16 protein-coding genes are annotated in these 15,083 nt (G+C 68.0%); 6 read left to right on the top strand and 10 right to left on the bottom strand.

Going from position 1 to position 15,083, the window contains the following annotated elements; all coding sequences use genetic code 11:
• Positions 1–76 precede the first annotated feature (76 nt).
• Positions 77–685: a YdeI family protein gene (locus ACFWUR_RS19505; RefSeq protein WP_378908603.1), complete on the top strand. Its 609-nt coding sequence runs from the start codon at positions 77–79 to the stop codon at positions 683–685.
• Here ACFWUR_RS19505 and ACFWUR_RS19510 read toward each other — a convergent pair.
• The 3 genes from ACFWUR_RS19510 to kstD form a co-directional block, all read right to left on the bottom strand.
• Positions 632–1,561 carry a DUF559 domain-containing protein gene (locus tag ACFWUR_RS19510; RefSeq protein WP_378908604.1) on the bottom strand — a complete coding sequence of 310 codons (930 nt, stop codon included), beginning with the start codon at positions 1,559–1,561 and terminating at the stop codon, positions 632–634. The two genes, ACFWUR_RS19505 and ACFWUR_RS19510, sit on opposite strands and share 54 nt — an antisense overlap.
• Before the next feature lie 139 nt (positions 1,562–1,700).
• Positions 1,701–2,561, bottom strand: coding sequence for a MaoC/PaaZ C-terminal domain-containing protein (locus ACFWUR_RS19515; RefSeq protein WP_378908605.1), 861 nt, complete (start codon positions 2,559–2,561; stop codon positions 1,701–1,703).
• Between the two features lie 222 nt (positions 2,562–2,783).
• Entirely contained in the window at positions 2,784–4,478 is a 1,695-nt protein-coding gene (kstD, locus tag ACFWUR_RS19520) for a 3-oxosteroid 1-dehydrogenase (RefSeq protein WP_378908607.1), read from the bottom strand.
• A 182-nt stretch (positions 4,479–4,660) separates the two neighbouring features.
• Between kstD and ACFWUR_RS19525 the strand changes: the two genes are divergently transcribed.
• From ACFWUR_RS19525 to dmpG, 3 genes are read left to right on the top strand one after another with little or no spacing between them, the layout of a single operon-like run.
• Positions 4,661–5,446 carry a 2-keto-4-pentenoate hydratase gene (locus tag ACFWUR_RS19525; RefSeq protein ID WP_378908608.1) on the top strand — a complete coding sequence of 262 codons (786 nt, stop codon included), beginning with the start codon at positions 4,661–4,663 and terminating at the stop codon, positions 5,444–5,446.
• Between the two features lie 18 nt (positions 5,447–5,464).
• Positions 5,465–6,370, top strand: coding sequence for an acetaldehyde dehydrogenase (acetylating) (locus ACFWUR_RS19530; RefSeq protein WP_378908609.1), 906 nt, complete (start codon positions 5,465–5,467; stop codon positions 6,368–6,370).
• Between the two features lie 12 nt (positions 6,371–6,382).
• Positions 6,383–7,435, top strand: coding sequence for a 4-hydroxy-2-oxovalerate aldolase (gene dmpG / locus ACFWUR_RS19535; protein WP_378908610.1), 1,053 nt, complete (start codon positions 6,383–6,385; stop codon positions 7,433–7,435).
• Positions 7,436–7,493: 58 nt separating this feature from the next.
• On the opposite strand, the gene ACFWUR_RS19540 is transcribed toward dmpG, so the two are convergent.
• Positions 7,494–8,255 carry an SDR family oxidoreductase gene (locus ACFWUR_RS19540; protein WP_378908612.1) on the bottom strand — a complete coding sequence of 254 codons (762 nt, stop codon included), beginning with the start codon at positions 8,253–8,255 and terminating at the stop codon, positions 7,494–7,496.
• 71 nt (positions 8,256–8,326) lie between these two features.
• Between ACFWUR_RS19540 and ACFWUR_RS19545 the strand changes: the two genes are divergently transcribed.
• Together ACFWUR_RS19545 and ACFWUR_RS19550 are read left to right on the top strand one after the other, a co-directional pair.
• Entirely contained in the window at positions 8,327–8,674 is a 348-nt protein-coding gene (locus ACFWUR_RS19545; protein WP_378908613.1) for a winged helix-turn-helix transcriptional regulator, read from the top strand.
• A gap of 48 nt (positions 8,675–8,722) precedes the next feature.
• Positions 8,723–9,568: a GNAT family N-acetyltransferase gene (locus ACFWUR_RS19550; protein WP_378908615.1), complete on the top strand. Its 846-nt coding sequence runs from the start codon at positions 8,723–8,725 to the stop codon at positions 9,566–9,568.
• A gap of 5 nt (positions 9,569–9,573) precedes the next feature.
• Here ACFWUR_RS19550 and ACFWUR_RS19555 read toward each other — a convergent pair whose 3' ends face one another.
• The 6 genes from ACFWUR_RS19555 to zapE all read right to left on the bottom strand — a co-directional run bounded on the left by ACFWUR_RS19555 (position 9,574) and on the right by zapE (position 15,069).
• On the bottom strand, positions 9,574–10,023 hold the full coding sequence (locus tag ACFWUR_RS19555) for a hypothetical protein (RefSeq protein WP_378908616.1): 450 nt from the start codon (positions 10,021–10,023) through the stop codon (positions 9,574–9,576).
• Entirely contained in the window at positions 10,020–11,294 is a 1,275-nt protein-coding gene (locus ACFWUR_RS19560; protein WP_378908617.1) for a DUF58 domain-containing protein, read from the bottom strand. Before ACFWUR_RS19560 ends, ACFWUR_RS19555 begins: the two co-directional genes overlap by 4 nt.
• Positions 11,291–12,253 (bottom strand): AAA family ATPase, encoded by a 963-nt coding sequence (locus tag ACFWUR_RS19565; protein WP_378908618.1) that lies wholly within the window; start codon positions 12,251–12,253, stop codon positions 11,291–11,293. Before ACFWUR_RS19565 ends, ACFWUR_RS19560 begins: the two co-directional genes overlap by 4 nt.
• 17 nt (positions 12,254–12,270) lie before the next feature.
• Complete coding sequence (locus ACFWUR_RS19570) at positions 12,271–12,765, bottom strand: hypothetical protein (protein ID WP_378908620.1); 495 nt, start codon at positions 12,763–12,765, stop codon at positions 12,271–12,273.
• A 220-nt stretch (positions 12,766–12,985) separates the two neighbouring features.
• Positions 12,986–13,885, bottom strand: a complete 900-nt coding sequence (locus ACFWUR_RS19575; protein ID WP_378908621.1) for a DUF4129 domain-containing protein — start codon at positions 13,883–13,885, stop codon at positions 12,986–12,988.
• 167 nt (positions 13,886–14,052) lie between these two features.
• Positions 14,053–15,069: a cell division protein ZapE gene (gene zapE, locus ACFWUR_RS19580; protein WP_378908623.1), complete on the bottom strand. Its 1,017-nt coding sequence runs from the start codon at positions 15,067–15,069 to the stop codon at positions 14,053–14,055.
• Between the last annotated feature and the right edge of the window lie 14 nt (positions 15,070–15,083).

Genomic DNA, 15,083 nt, shown 5'->3' on the forward strand with positions numbered 1-15,083 from the left:
GCACCCCGCGGCCATGCCCGTCTCTTTGTTTTTAAGTGCTCATTCGTTGAGCACTTTGCCTTGGATCATGGTTCACATGACCATCGAATATCTCCTCTGCGCCGACGCGAAAGCTTGGGAATCGTGGCTGTCCACCCACCACTCGTCCGCGGACGAGGTCTGGGTACGCATCGCGAAGAAGGGCGCACCCGAGCCATCGGTGACCATCACCGAAACCCTGGACGCCGCCCTCTGCTACGGCTGGATCGACAGCCAACGCCGCACCCTCGACACCCACCACTACCTGCAGCGATACTCCCCCCGTCGAGCTCGCAGCCCCTGGTCCCAAGTCAACGTCACCAAGGCCGAAGCCCTCATCGCCACCGGCCGCATGCGGCCCGCCGGATACGCAGCCATCGAATCGGCCGTAGCCGACGGCCGCTGGGCAGTCGCGTACGAACGCCAACGCACCGCCGAAACCCCCGCCGACCTCCACACCGCCCTGTCCACAGCCCCCGAAGCACGCACCACCTACACCGCCCTCAACCGCACCGCCCAGTACCAACTGTTCCTCCCCATCCTCAAAGCAACCACCCCCCAAGACCGAACTCGACGCATCACCCAGGCGATCACCACCCTGCGATCAAGATCATCAGGCTCTCAGGGATTTTCGCTCTCGGGCGATAGTGCCGTGGTGGCCTGGTGATCCATCGTCCAACTGGGCTCCACGCGCGCTCAGGGCCGCCACCACGCGATCGATGACGATGTGGGGGCGGTTGCGCAGCAGGTCGGCGCCGACACGGACGATCGACCAGCCGTGCTCGGCGAGGATGGCGTGCCGGTCGATGTCCTTCGTACGCTGCGCGGAGTCGGTCCAGTGCTGCGCGCCGTCGTATTCGACTGCCACCCGCCATCTTTCCCAGCCCATGTCCAAGCGGGCGAGGAACGCGCCCCCGGTGTCGCGGACCACGAGCTGGGTGGTCGGCGCGGGCAATCCGTGGTCGATCAGCAGCAAGCGGGTCAGCGATTCCGGCGGCGACTCGGCGCCGGGATCGACCAACCGGAGTACAGCGCGCGCCCGCGCAGAGCCACGCACCCGTTGGTGAACGTCGGCGAAGGCCAGAGCAGTCGACGGGTCGAGGCCGGTGGCTCGGCACAGGGCGTCCAGCGCCGGGACCGCTCGGTCGCGGGGAAGTCGACAAGCGAGGTCGAATGCCGTGCGCGATGGTGTCGTGACCGGGTATCCGTCCACCTCGCACCGGTCACTCCTACCGATCCGGGCCTGCACCACGGTGATGCCCGGCGCCGGACGCCGATGCCGCGGCAAGGCGATCTCGACAGGTTGATCGGCATCGACGAAGGCGCTCCCCAGCAGCGCGGCGGCCGAGCGCCCGAGCAACACCCCCTCGCCTTTGGTCCAGTGGACCGCCGCCTTGGCGCGGCCTATCGCATCGAGCGGTCTCCCTTTGCGCGAATACACATCCGGCACGACTCGCTCGAAGTCATGGCGCAACTGGTGCCGCGTGAGCGCCCCCGCCGCCAACGCCCACGACCCCACAAACGGTTCATCCAATACCCCCATACCGCAAGATCGTCCCCCACCCCACCGACAACCCACCCCCCACCGAGGCGCCCCCCACTGGACGCGTGATCACCAGGCCACCAGGGATTTTCGCTCTCGGGCGATGGTGCCGTGGTGGCCTGGTGATCAGTGGTCCAGGTCAGGCGATACGCAAGGCGACGTCGCCGAGGACGGGGGCGTCGTCTCGTTCGACCACGGTGACGACCGCGATCAGGTCGTCGGCCTCGCGCCAGACCTTGGTGCGCAGGGTTTCACCGGGGTAGAGGACGCCGGCGAACTTGGCGCGGAAGCCGCGGACTCGACTGGCGTCACTGTCGAGAAGGGCGTCGGTGATGGCCTTGCACACCGTGCCGTAGGTGGACAGGCCGTGCAGGATGGGGGCGGGAAAGCCTGCGTTGCGGGCGAATTCGGGGTCCGAGTGCAGGGGGTTGCGGTCGCCGGACAGGCGGTAGAGGAGGGCCTGCTGCGGCATCGTGGGGGTGAGCAGTTCGGCGTCGGGGGCGCGATCGGGCAGTTCGGTGCGGGTGCTCGGGCCGCGCTCGCCGCCGAAGCCGCCTTCGCCCTTGGCGAAGATCGACGACCGTGCCGTCCACAGCGGTTCACCGTCGGACCCGGTGACGGTGTGCTCCTGCACGATCACCGCATTGGCGCCCTTGTCCCAGATCTCGGCGATCCGGCCGACCGAGACCGCCTTGCCGGTGGCGGGAATCGGCTTGTGCACCAACACTTCCTGGTGACCGTGCACAACCTTGGCCAGGTCGATCTCGATACCGGGGAAGCTCACCCGCGGCGGCTCGGTTTCGCCGAGGGTCGGCGCCACCGTCGCGAACGTGGGCAGTACCTGGGGCGTGCGATCGTCGAGGTAGGCCAGCTCGGCCGGGTCGGTCGGGCGGGCGCCCGCGCCCAGGCCCAGGTGGTAGAGCTGCACGTCGGTGGGTGTCCAACTGAACTCGCGTGCGGGCAGTGTCGCGCCGAGCGCGATCGCTGGATCAATGGGCATGGTTACTCCTGCATGTCTGCTGAACAGAATGAATGGCTCGTTCGGTGCACTGCGGAGGTGGCATGAGCGTGCACTCGACGGGACTTGCCATCCAGTCGTCCGGTTGCGCGGATCGATCGCACGAAAACACCACCTCCGATCATGCGTCGGCCTCGTCCGCCGACGCCGTCGTCGAGACATCGAGGACCGCCGGGTAGCCGATCGCGATCGCCGGGCTGACGCTCATGCTGTCGTCTTCGCCGATTCGGTCGTCTTCCTCGCGGCGATGTCGAGGACCGCCAGGTAGGCGAAGGTGATCGCGGGGCCGATGGTGGCGCCGGGGCCCGCGTAGGTGTGGCCCATCACCGGCGCGCTGGTGTTGCCCGCGGCGTAGAGGCCCTCGATGACGGAATCGTCCTCCCGCAGCACACGTGCGGCCGTATCGGTGACCAGTCCGCCCTTGGTGCCGAGGTCGCCGGGCACGATCTTCGCCGCGTAGAACGGGCCCTGCGACAGTTCGGCCAGGCACGGGTTCGGCTTCACGGTCGGGTCGCCGTAGTAGCGGTCGTAATGGCTGTTGCCGCGGCCGAAGTCCTCGTCTTCACCCGCGGCGGCGAAGCCGTTGAAGCGCTCGATCGTCGAGGTCAGGTTGTCGACGGGCACGCCGATGCGCTCGGCCAGCTCTGCGACGGTGTCGGCCTTGACGATGTAGTCGTTCTCCATCCAGCGCGACGGAAAGCGCTGCCCCGGCTGGAGTCCGGCGAAGATGTAGCGGTTGCGGTAGCGCTGGTCGAACACCAGCCAGGCGGGAACGTTCTCGCCGGGGCCCGCGCCCTGACCGTGCTCACCGCCGTACATGGTGTGCACCGCCTCGACATAGGGCGCCGACTCGTTGCCGAACCGCTCGCCTCGGTCGTTGACCATGATGGTGCCGGGCAGGTTGCGCTCGGCGAGGGCGAACCAGGGCTTGCCACCCTTGAAGATCGTGGGACCCCACCAGGCGTCCTCCATGAACCCGACCGTCGCGCCCGCTGCCATACCCGCGACGATGCCATCGCCGGTGTTGGCCGCGGCACCGGTTGTCCACTCAGTGGTTATCGGTGCACGCTGGTACTTGGCCCGCATGTCGGCGTTGTGCTCGAACCCGCCTGCGCCGAGTACCACTCCGTAGCGCGCGGTGAAGGTGACCGGCTCGCCGTCGGCGATGGCCTTGACGCCGGTGACTCGCCCGTCGGTGACCACCAGCTCGGTGAGCGGGGTGTTGAGCAGCACCGGCACGCCCGCGTCGAGCAGGCCCTTGCGCATGGCGGCGATGATGGCCTGGCCCATGCCGAGCAGATGCTTGCCGGTCCACTTGGCCAGGTAGGTGCGCGCGCCGACGCGCAGCGCCCGCATCATGCCCTTGGGGTGACGACGAATGAGGTTGAGCCGCACGAAGTCGGCCTGCATGACGACCACGTTCAGCGGCGCCTTGGCATAGGGCGGTTCCAGATTGACCAGCTCCGCGCCGAGCACCTTGCCGTTGAACGGCGTGGGTTCGCACGAACGCCCTTGGCCGAGCCCGCCCGGCGCCTCCGGGTAGTAGTCGGAGTAGCCGGGAACCCACTTCATCTTCAGCGGGGTGTGGTCGAGGACGAAGTCGAATGCCTCGGCGCCCCGGTCGAGGTAGGTGTCGATCTTCTCGGCGGGCACCACGTCGCCGATGATGCTGTGCAGGTAGGTGCGCGCGTCCTCGCGATCGTCGGGTCGCCCGGACGCGAGCAACGCCTTGTTGCCCGGAATCCAGACGCCACCGCCTGAGCGGGCCGTCGACCCGCCGTAGTGCGCGGCCTTCTCCAGCAGCACAACGCTCAGTCCCTTGTGCGCCGCGGCGAGGGCCGCGGTCATCCCGGCGGCGCCGCTACCGACGACCACGACATCGTATTCCCGATCACTCATGTAGAACACGTTATAGAAGGGCCCGGCCGTTTGGACAGACAAAAGTAGAACTCAGTAGAACATGTTGCAGAAATCACCAGATGTAGCGTTGTATTGTCAGGTGAACGGCTGACGCTGCATCGGGAAACCGGTTACAGTTTTGACGCCTAGATCCTTCCGACCGTGCTGCCAAGGAGGTCCGCGTGCTGCCTGACGCGGTACGAACCCAACTCGCCGACGAACTGGCCCGCGCCGAAGACGAGCGCGTCGCCGTCTCGCCGCTCGTGGACCGGTTCCCCGACATCGATGTGGTCGACGCCTACGAGATCCAGCTGCTCAACATCCAGCGTCGGCTCCGGTCCGGCGCGAAGGTCGTGGGGCACAAGGTGGGGCTGTCGTCGAAAGCGATGCAGGAGATGATGGGGGTCGACGAGCCCGACTACGGTCACCTGCTCGCCGACATGGAGGTCTACGAGGACGTCCCCGTCGACACCTCGAAATTCCTGCTGCCCCGGGTGGAGGTCGAGGTCGGATTCGTCCTCGGCGCCGACCTACCCGGTGAGGACTGCACCGAAGCCGACGTGTTGGCCGCGACCGTCGCGTACGCACCCTCGATCGAACTCATCGACTCGCGCATCAAGGACTGGAAGATCGGTCTGACCGACACCATCTCCGACAACGCCTCCTCGGCCGGATGGGTGCTCGGCAAAGAACGCGTCGCCCCCGGCGACATCGACATCAAGGCCATCGACGCCGTGCTCACCCGCAACGGCGAGGTCATCGCCGAGGGCCGCAGCGACGCGGTGCTGGGCGATCCGGTGATCGCCGTCGCGTGGCTGGCGCGCAAGGTCGCGACCTTCGGGGTGCGGCTGAAGAAGGGCGACATCGTGCTGCCCGGTTCCTGCACCCGCGCCATCGACGCCCGCCCCGGTGACGACTTCCACGCCGAGTTCTCCGGGCTCGGTTCCGTCCGCCTGCGTTTCAGCTGAACTTCACTAGGAGACACCGTGACCAGCAAAGTCACCGCCGCGATCGTGGGGTCCGGCAATATCAGCACCGACCTGCTCTACAAGCTGCTGCGCTCGGACAAGATCGAGCCGCGCTGGATGATCGGCATCGACCCGGATTCGGAGGGGCTGAAACGGGCACGCGGGCTCGGCCTGGAAACCTCCGCCGAGGGCGCTGACTGGCTGCTCGCCCTCGACGAGAAGCCGGATCTGCTGTTCGAGGCCACCTCCGCCTATGTGCACCGCGCGTACGCGCCGAAATACGAGGCCGCGGGCATCCGCGCCGTCGACCTCACCCCGGCCGCGGTCGGCCCGGCCGTGATCCCCGCGGTGAACCTGGATTCGCTGCGGGATGCGCGCAACGTCAACATGATCACCTGTGGTGGTCAGGCCACGATTCCCATGGTGGCGGCGGTGTCGCGCGTCGTGCCGGTGGCCTACGCCGAGATCGTGGCGTCGGTGGCCTCGGTATCGGCCGGTCCGGGAACTCGCGCGAACATCGACGAGTTCACCAAGACCACCTCCAAGGGTGTCGAGACCATCGGCGGCGCGCAGCGGGGCAAGGCCATCATCATCATGAACCCGGCCGAGCCGCCGATGATCATGCGCGACACCATCTTCTGCGCCATCCCCGAAGACGCTGATCGGGATGCCATCGCCGAGAGCATCTTCGAGATGGAGAAGTCGATCCAGCAGTACGTGCCGGGCTACCGGCTGCTCAACGATCCGCAGTTCGACGAGCCGTCGGTGATCTCCGGTGGCATGGCGAAGGTGTCGATCTTCGTCGAGGTCGAAGGCGCGGGCGATTTCCTGCCGCCCTACGCGGGCAACCTCGACATCATGACCGCCGCCGCCACCCGCGTGGGTGACGTGCTGGCCGACCAGATCATCTCGGCTCGGGTGTAAGGAGTTTTGACCATGAGCAATATCCTCGAGCCCTTCTCGGGCGAACTCGATGTACGTGTCACCGACACCTCGCTGCGCGACGGCTCTCATCACAAGCGTCACCAGTTCACCGTGACCGAGGTGCGCGATATCGTTGCCGCCCTCGATGCTTCGGGTGTCCCGGTCATCGAGGTGACCCACGGTGACGGTCTCGGTGGTTCCTCGTTCAACTACGGTTTCTCGAAAACCCCTGAGCAGGAGCTGATCAAGGCCGCCGCCGAGAGCGCCAAGCAGGCCAAGATCGCCTTCCTCATGCTGCCGGGCGTCGGCGTCAAGGAAGACATCAAGATCTCTCAGGACAACGGCGCGTCCATCTGCCGTATCGCCACCCACTGCACCGAGGCGGATGTCTCGATCCAGCACTTCGGTCTCGCGCGCGAACTCGGCCTCGAGACCGTCGGCTTCCTCATGATGGCCCACTCCACCACGCCGGAGAAACTGGCCGAGCAGGCCCGCGTCATGGCCGACGCGGGCTGCCAGTGCGTCTACGTCGTCGATTCCGCGGGCGCCCTCGTCCTCGAGCAGGTCTCGGACCGTGTCTCGGCCCTGGTGGCCGAACTCGGTAACGACGCCCAGGTCGGCTTCCACGGCCACGAGAACCTCGGCCTCGCCGTGGCGAACTCGGTCTACGCCGTGCGCGCGGGCGCCACCCAGATCGACGGCTCGGCGCGCCGCTTCGGTGCGGGCGCGGGCAATCTGCCGGTCGAAGCCTTCATCGGCGTCTGCGACAAGCTCGGCATCAAGACCGGCGTCGACTTCTTCGCCGTCACCGACGCCGCCGAAGACGTGGTCCGCCCGGCCATGCCGTCGGAATGCCTGCTCGACCGCCAAGCCCTGATGATGGGCTACGCGGGCGTGTACTCCAGCTTCCTGCGCCACGCCGAACGCCAAGCCGAACGCTACGGCGTCTCCGCCGCCGAAATGCTCGTCCGCGCGGGCAAGCGCAAACTCGTCGGCGGCCAGGAAGACCAGCTCATCGACATCGCCCTGGAACTGCAGCGCGAAGCATCCGTCACCTCGAGCTAGCCATCGCACTCGGCGTTACGGCGTGACCCGACACGACTCGGGCCACGCCGTTGCTCGGTCACCGAGCGCCTGTCGCGAGGTAGTCGTCACCGCCGACATAACGCGTCTGCCCCTCGGCGCTGTCCTCAGTTCCCGCGTGCACGATCACGCGCGCGAACTCCTCGACCGTGGGCAACGGCCCCGCTTCTCGACGTGACTCGACGCTGCTCGGGTCGCGCCGTTCGAGCAGGCGCACGATGATGGTGCCGTCGATCATGTCTCCGGAGACCACCGTGAAACCGACGCCCCGCGCACGGAATTCGGGAATCAGTGCCCGTAGCGCATCCTCCCCGGCCCGCTTACTCGCCGCGATCGGCGCGTACCCGGCGGGTACGTCGCCCTTTTCGCGGAAGAAGTGCGCCTGATGACTGGTCACGAACACGATCCGGCCACCCGTCGGCATCAGCGGCAGTATCGCCGTCGCCAGGTTCACCTGCGCATCCCGGTTGAGCCGCAGCGCGTACCCGGGGTCGACATCCCGCTCGAGTCCACCGGATGCGTTGAGCACCAAGGTATCCAGTCGCCCGAACGTCCGGCCGATCTCCTCGACCATCGCCTCGACAGCCGCCGGATCGGACACATCGGCGCCGAGCACCGAGGCGCTCCCACCCGTCGTCACGATCCCGTCCACGACGGCCTCGGCCCGCTTGCGCTTCTCCCGAAAGTTCACGACGACATGCGCTCCCGCCGCGCCGAACTGCGCGGCAGCCTCCGCCCCGATCCCCCGTGAAGCCCCGGTGACCAGCACGATCCGCTGATTTCGCCGCTCTGTCGAATCCATCGTCGATCTCCTCGTCCACACCCCGACCGGCCATAACGCTTCTGATTCAGAAGCAACTATCGTGCTTCTGAATGAGAAGCGCAACCGGCGACGAGCCCTCCCAAGCGATCCTGGCCGCGATCGACCTCCTCGGCCAGCGCTGGATGCTGCGCGTGATCTGGGAACTGGAGCCCGGTCCCCTCGGCTTCCTCGACATCCGCCGACGCATGGGCAATTGCTCGTCGAGCATGCTCTCGGACCGGTTGCAGCAACTCCAGTCCGCGGCGCTGATCCGCAAGAACGGCGCACGTGGCGCCTACGAACTCACCACCGAAGGCGCCCTCCTCGCCGAATCCCTGCAACCCCTGTGGGACTGGTCCGAGCACCGGACTTCCTCCGGCGACGGCGACGGCCGCATTCCATGGCGCCCCGACCGCTAGTGCGCTGATCGCCGGAAAACCGCTGGACAAGGGCGATATAACTGGCTGATGAGCGAGGATGCGGCGACATTGTTCTGCGATACCGCCACGGCTGCCCGGATAGAGCGGATGGAGACCGATGCCATCACCGGCGGGGTGCGTACGGGGCTGCGACGGAGCAACGGCGGGTTCGCCCAGGAGATCGCCGGTGGCGCGGCATGTTTCGCGGCGCCCGGCTCCCCGCTGAACAAGGTGGTCGGGGTCGGCTTCGCCGGGGTGCCGACGGTGGGGCAATGGGAGGCTGTCGAACAGGCTTACGCCGAGGTGGGGGCGCCGGTCCAGGTGGAATTGGCACATCTGGCCGACCCTCGGATCGGGGCAGACCTGACCGCCCGCGGGTACCGGTTGACGTCGTTCGAGAACGTGCTCGGCCTGCGTCCACGGGGACGCGCCTGGCCGACACCGCAGTCGGTCGAGGTACGTCGCGATGACGAGAACGGGTTCGATACCTGGCTCGATACCGTCGTGGAGGGCTTCGCCCACCCCGACGACGACGGTCGACCCGCCCACGAAGAGTTCCCCCGCGACATCCTCGCCACTGTCGTCCGGGACCTCGCCACCGCAGGCGACACCCACCGCTACCTGGCCTACCGAGACGGCGTTCCCGCAGGCGGCGCCAGCCTTCGCATGGCCGGCGGCATCGCCGCTCTCGCCGGGGCGGCCACCCTGCCCGCGCACCGCCGACAAGGCGTCCAGACAGCGCTGCTCTCGGCCAGGCTCCGTGCCGCGGCCGTGGCCGACTGCGATCTCGCGGTCGTCACCACCGAGCCCGGATCGAAATCCCAGAAGAACTCCCAATCCCAGGGCTTCGCGCTGCTCTACACCCGGGCCGTGCTGGTCAAAGACCCTGCCTGAGGGTCCTACTCGACGCGGATCTCTTCGACCGTCGGGCCCTTGGCCGCGAGGCCACTCACCAGCAGGGCGTAGATCGCGACGATGAGGATGGGTGCGGCCAGCGGGGCCCAGATCAGTTGGACGGGCACCCAGGCCGCCGTGGCGGCGGCGATGGTGAACAGGACCGCGCCACCGACCGAGGGGATCGTGGTGGGCACCACGCCGTCGGGCGCGTGCAGCACGGCGGCGTTGAGCAGGTAGGTGGTGGCCACCAAACCCGCTGCCGCCGCGGCTGTGACGCCCACATCGGAGACGGCCAGCGCGGCGATGGTGATCAGGACCGCGCCGACCGAGGCCGGGCGCCACCACCAGCTCGCGATGACCAGAACCAGTGCGGGCACCCCGGCGATGGGGTTGATCAGCGCGACCGCGGCGACCAGGAGCAGGCCGGCCAGAAGGGCCAGAAATCTCGTCATCGGCGTACCCGTACTGCGCGGCGGTGTTCGGGCAGCAGGCGCATGGCCTGGTCGAGGCGCGTGCCTTCGGGCCAGGCGATGATGTCCACACCGACAGTGCCCATATCCCGATACATCGAGGCGCGTTCGAGCTGCCACATCTTGGCCATGGTCGGGTCGAGGCCGTCCTCGAAGGGCGTGCCGCGCAGCACGTCGACCGCGACGACCACGTGGCCGCGTTTGCGCAGATCGATCAGGGCCAGCGCGAACTGGGTGTCGAGCAGGGTGGAGAAGGCGACCACGATCGCGCCGATCGGGACGGCGGCGTGCGGGGCGAGGGTGCCGGTGGTCTCGACGTGCTCGTCACCGACACCGAGGACGGTGTCGACGATGCGGTAGAACTGCCTGCGGCCGATATCGGGGCGCAGCCAGCGCGGCGATTCACCGAGGCAGACAACCGCTGTCCGATCGCCGGATTGCAGGGTCGACTGCACCACCTGGGCCGCGCCACGCACCGACAGTTCCAGCGAGGCGGTGGCCGGGCCCGGCGCCTGCAAGGAGGTGTCGACCATGACCACCACGTCGGCGGAGCGGTTGGTGAACCGCTGGGTGACGTAGAGCCTGCCGCGCCGCGCGCTCACCGGCCAGTTGACCGCACGCAATTGATCGCCCGGGGTGTAGGCGCGGATATCGGCGTATTCGACGCCGGGGCCGTGTCGGCGGGTCAGGTGGGTGCCGATGCGGTCGGGAAGTTCGGTGCGCGGCAAGCGCATTCGCTGCGGATCGGCGATGGGATAGACATAGAGCTTGGCCGCGGGCAGCTCGGTTGTCGCGACCGCGAGACCGGCCGGGCTCAACGCCGACACCTTCACCTGCACCGGGTAGCGTCCCCAGCGGGCGGCCGAGAGCCCCAGCCGCATCCCCGCGGGCGCGCCGCCGGAATCGTGGGATTCCTCGACCTCGAGTTCCAGGCCGGGCATCGGCAGGGCCGTCATCCGCAGCAGCGCGTGTCCACTCTCGACGAAAGCCGCGGCGCTGCACCCGATCACTTCGTTCTCGAAACAACGAACGGTGCCGCTGCCGTCTACCTGCACCCGGGTCGGCGCCTGCTGCCACGGGGCGGTGGCGAGCACACCGAGCATCGGCGCGGCGAACACGACCAGCTGCCACTGCCCGAGCAGCACCGCGACGACCAGCGCCGCCGCGGCGCAACCGGCCAAGATGAACACCAGCGGTGCGGGTCGCCACCGGAGGTCGACCTCGACCGATCTCGATTCGTCGCGGTGCTTCATGTGCTGGTGGCGCGGGGTACCGGTAGCCGGCGCAGTAGTTCGGTGATCACGTCCTCACCGCGGATGCGGCGGACCCACATCTCCGGGCGCAGGGTGATGCGGTGCGACATGGCGGGCACCGCCAGCGCTTTGACGTCCTCCGGGATCACGTAGTCGCGTCCGAGCAGCAGCGCGCGAGCCCGCGACATCTGCACCAGATCCAGTTCGGCGCGCGGGCTGGCGCCGACCTCGACCTGCGGGTGGCTGCGGGTGGCCGAGGCCAGCGCCACCACGTAGTTCACGACATCGGGGTGCACGGTGACGAATTCGACCGACTGCCGCATTTCCATCAGCCCCTGCGCGTCGACCACCTGGCCGACTTGCGGTGCGGTGGAGCCACGTTCGAGCCTGCGCCGGATCATCTGCGTCTCGTCGGCCTCGGAGAGGTAGCCCAGGCGCAGCTGGATGGCGAAACGGTCGAGCTGGGCCTCGGGCAGCGGGTAGGTGCCCTCGTACTCGATCGGGTTGTCGGTGGCCAGCACGACGAAAGGCTGTGGGAGCAGGAATGTTTCGCCGTCGATGCTCACCTGACCCTCGGCCATCGCCTCCAGCAGGGCAGCCTGGGTCTTGGGCGGAGTGCGGTTGATCTCGTCGGCGAGCAGCACATTGGTGAACACCGGGCCACGACGGAAGTTGAAACGGCCCGAAGCCATGTCGTAGATCGTCGAACCCAGCAGGTCGGCGGGCAGTAGATCCGGCGTGAACTGCACGCGGGTGAAGTCGAGTCCGAGCGCGGCCGCGAAAGACCGCGCGATCAGGGTCTTTCCGAGTCCCGGCAGGTCCTCGATGAGTACGTGCCCTCCGGCCAGCACGGCAATCATGATGAGCTGCATCTCATCTCGCTTGCCGACTACGACCCGACCCAGCTCACGCAGTACGGCATCGGAGCGCTGGACGGTCACGTTCAACGGCATTGTCATCGGTGGCCTCTAACCCCTCACATCGTCTGCAAACGGCGCAGGATCTCATCCAGCGCCTCCCTACCCGGTGCGCGACCGGTTTGATCGCGCAGCGCGGAGTTCGCCGGATCCACCCAGCGCCACAGTTCTGGTCCGAACTGCAGCTGACCGGCGGCCTCGGTGGCCCGGCGATTCTTGGAGACCCGCAGCCCGGTGGACAGCTCGAATTCCTTGGCCAGCAGCGGCCGCAGGTGGCGGTCCCAGTCGGCGCGGGTGCCGTCGGCGCGGGCGGTGAGCATTTCGGCGCGCGCGTGCCAGCGACCGAGCATCTCCGCCGGTCCGTTGTCGATGTACTCGGTAAGTGGTTCCTCGCGGATCACACGGTGACGCAGCGACCAGACCAACATCGCGAGCGCCGCGGCCACCGGCACGGCGACCGCGAGCAGCACCGAGTCGCGGTTCAGGCGCACCAGCACCACTTCGATCACAGCGACCGCGAGGAGGGCCGTGACGATCACCGAAGTCCGACTCACGCCGTGTCCTCCTGGCATGCTCGGGCGTGCCGCGTGGTGACGCGGGCTACCGCCTCCGGGCGCTGACCGCTCATGCTGTGTCCATTCGGCATGCTCGGGCGCCCTACGTGGTCACACTTCGCTACCGCCTCCGGGCGCTGACCGCTCATGCCGTGTCCATTCGGCATGCTCGGGCGCCCTACGTGGTCACACTTCGCTACCGCCTCCGGGCGCTGACCGCTCATGCCGGCACCAGCCTGCGCTGCAGATCGGTGAGCACGATGCGCAGCAGTTGTTCGGCGCGCATGCGCTGCCATTCGAGCATCGAGTGCGGGCTGAACCGCGCCTCCTCGAACAGCGCGACCAGCTCGCGGGCCGAGGCATCGTGCAGCACACCGCTTTCGAACGCCCTGGCCAGCACTTCCATCGGGGTGTCGGACGCCAGCGGACGGGCGGCGCGGTCGCTGGACAGGCCGCGTTCCATCGCCACATAGCAGGCGATGATGGCGGTGCGCGGGTCCTGGCCTGGGGCGTTCATCGCGGCCAGGCCCATCTCGGCGGCGCGCGTGAGGGAATCGACTTCGCTGGGGGTCGGCTCGTCCTCGACGGGGGCCGCGGTGGCCGGTTCGCGGCGCGCGGCCACCGCGACGACGATCAGGCCGACCAGTGCGACGACGATCAGCACGATGGCCAGCACCGCCGCGATCACCAGGGCGGTGCCGGTGAGCTCGGTGGGCCCGGTGGTGGGGTCGGCGGCGTGCGTGTCGGTCGTGGGGACCGGGCCGGAGCCCTCGGCCAGCGTTTCAGCGGCCGGGTTCATCGGACGGGCACCGGGCAGCAGGAACAGCGCGGTGACGCCGCCGGCGAAGATCAGCGCGACAGCGGCGACGGCGATCGGAATCAGCAGAGCCATCCGATGCCACTGGATACGCGGCATGGCGTCGCGTTCGGCTTCCGGCATCGCCAGGGGCAGGCGGTGCTGGCTGGCGATCACGCCCGCGATGAGGATGACGATGGAGACCAGCAGCAGCACCGGCATCACGGCGATGAGCAACGGCGAAGGGGCGCCCGACGACGTGTCGCCGGCGCCGGGCAGCGTGCCCTGCAGAGCGATCGTCGAGGCGACGACGAGTGCGATCACGACAATCGCCCGCGTTATGGGCTGATTCACCCCGATCACAGCTGTACCACCAAACCCCAGAAGACTGCACAAAACAGCCACATAGTTACATGCCGAGTGGTCCGCTCGCGAGGAAATCGATGCTTTTGGACCCTCCACATAATTGTCCCCCCAGCAACAAGGACTTGCTACGCATTGCGCACCGGCGACGCGCCATTTAATGGCAACTCGCCGAGGCGGCTGGCGGTGCGCGCCAGATCGGGGATCGCGGGCACGCCCCCGGTCAGTCGCTGCGGGGGTAGCGAGGCGTGGATGGTGAACGGGAGGTCGGCGTCGTAGACGACGTCGACGAGGTTCACCAGGCGCATGGACCAATCGAGTGGGACCTCGCGCAGCGGTGGGACCGAGTGCAGGGTCCAGCGGTGGTAGCGCTCGGCGAGCCGGAGGTAGTCGGCGGCGCTGGTCGCGGCGGCGCAGATGTGATGGAAGTCGACGGTGATGGTGTTGGCCGCGATGTGGGCGCGCAGGGTTCGACCGTCGCCGATGGACACCTCGGCGAGATCGACGGCGAACTTCGCCGGTGTGAGCACATAACGACCCGCGAGGAAGCCGGTGTCGCGCGGGGCAGTGCGGGTGCGGTAGTCGAGCGGTCCGTCGAGGGTCACGGGGTGGAGGTTGGCGATGATCTGCTTGATGGTGGGGAGGAAGTGGTCGTGGAACAGAGGGTTGGGCAGGAGGTCCGCCGGCCGGTAGTTCGAGGTGACCACGAGGGTGCGGTGCTCGGCGAACAGGGTCTCCAGCATGCGGGCGACGAGCATGGCGTCGCCGATGTCGGTGACATGGAATTCGTCGAAGCAGACCAGGTCGGCATCGCCGAGGAGTTCGTCGATGCCACGTTCGATCGAGCCGAGGACGTGGGTGGCGGTGTGTAGCGCCGCGAAGAAGGCGTGGAAGTGGAAGCGGCGCTTGCGATCTGTGTCGACCGAGGCGAAGAAGCGGTCCATCACCATGGTTTTGCCCCGGCCCGGGCGGCCGTGCAGATAGACGCCGGATCGCACCACTCGCGGGTCTCGGCGCCCGGTACGACGCCGAGGTGCGCGCCGATCGCCGCGGCTCGCGGGCCGCCCGTCCCGGTCGAGCAGCGATTCGAGCGCGTGTAGGGCCGCTTGCTGCGCGGGGTCGAGGACCACGTTGTCGGGTTTCATGCGCACCTCCTGGA

The sequence above is a fragment of the Nocardia sp. NPDC058633 genome, assembly GCF_042717045.1.
Classification (GTDB): Bacteria; Actinomycetota; Actinomycetes; order Mycobacteriales; family Mycobacteriaceae; genus Nocardia.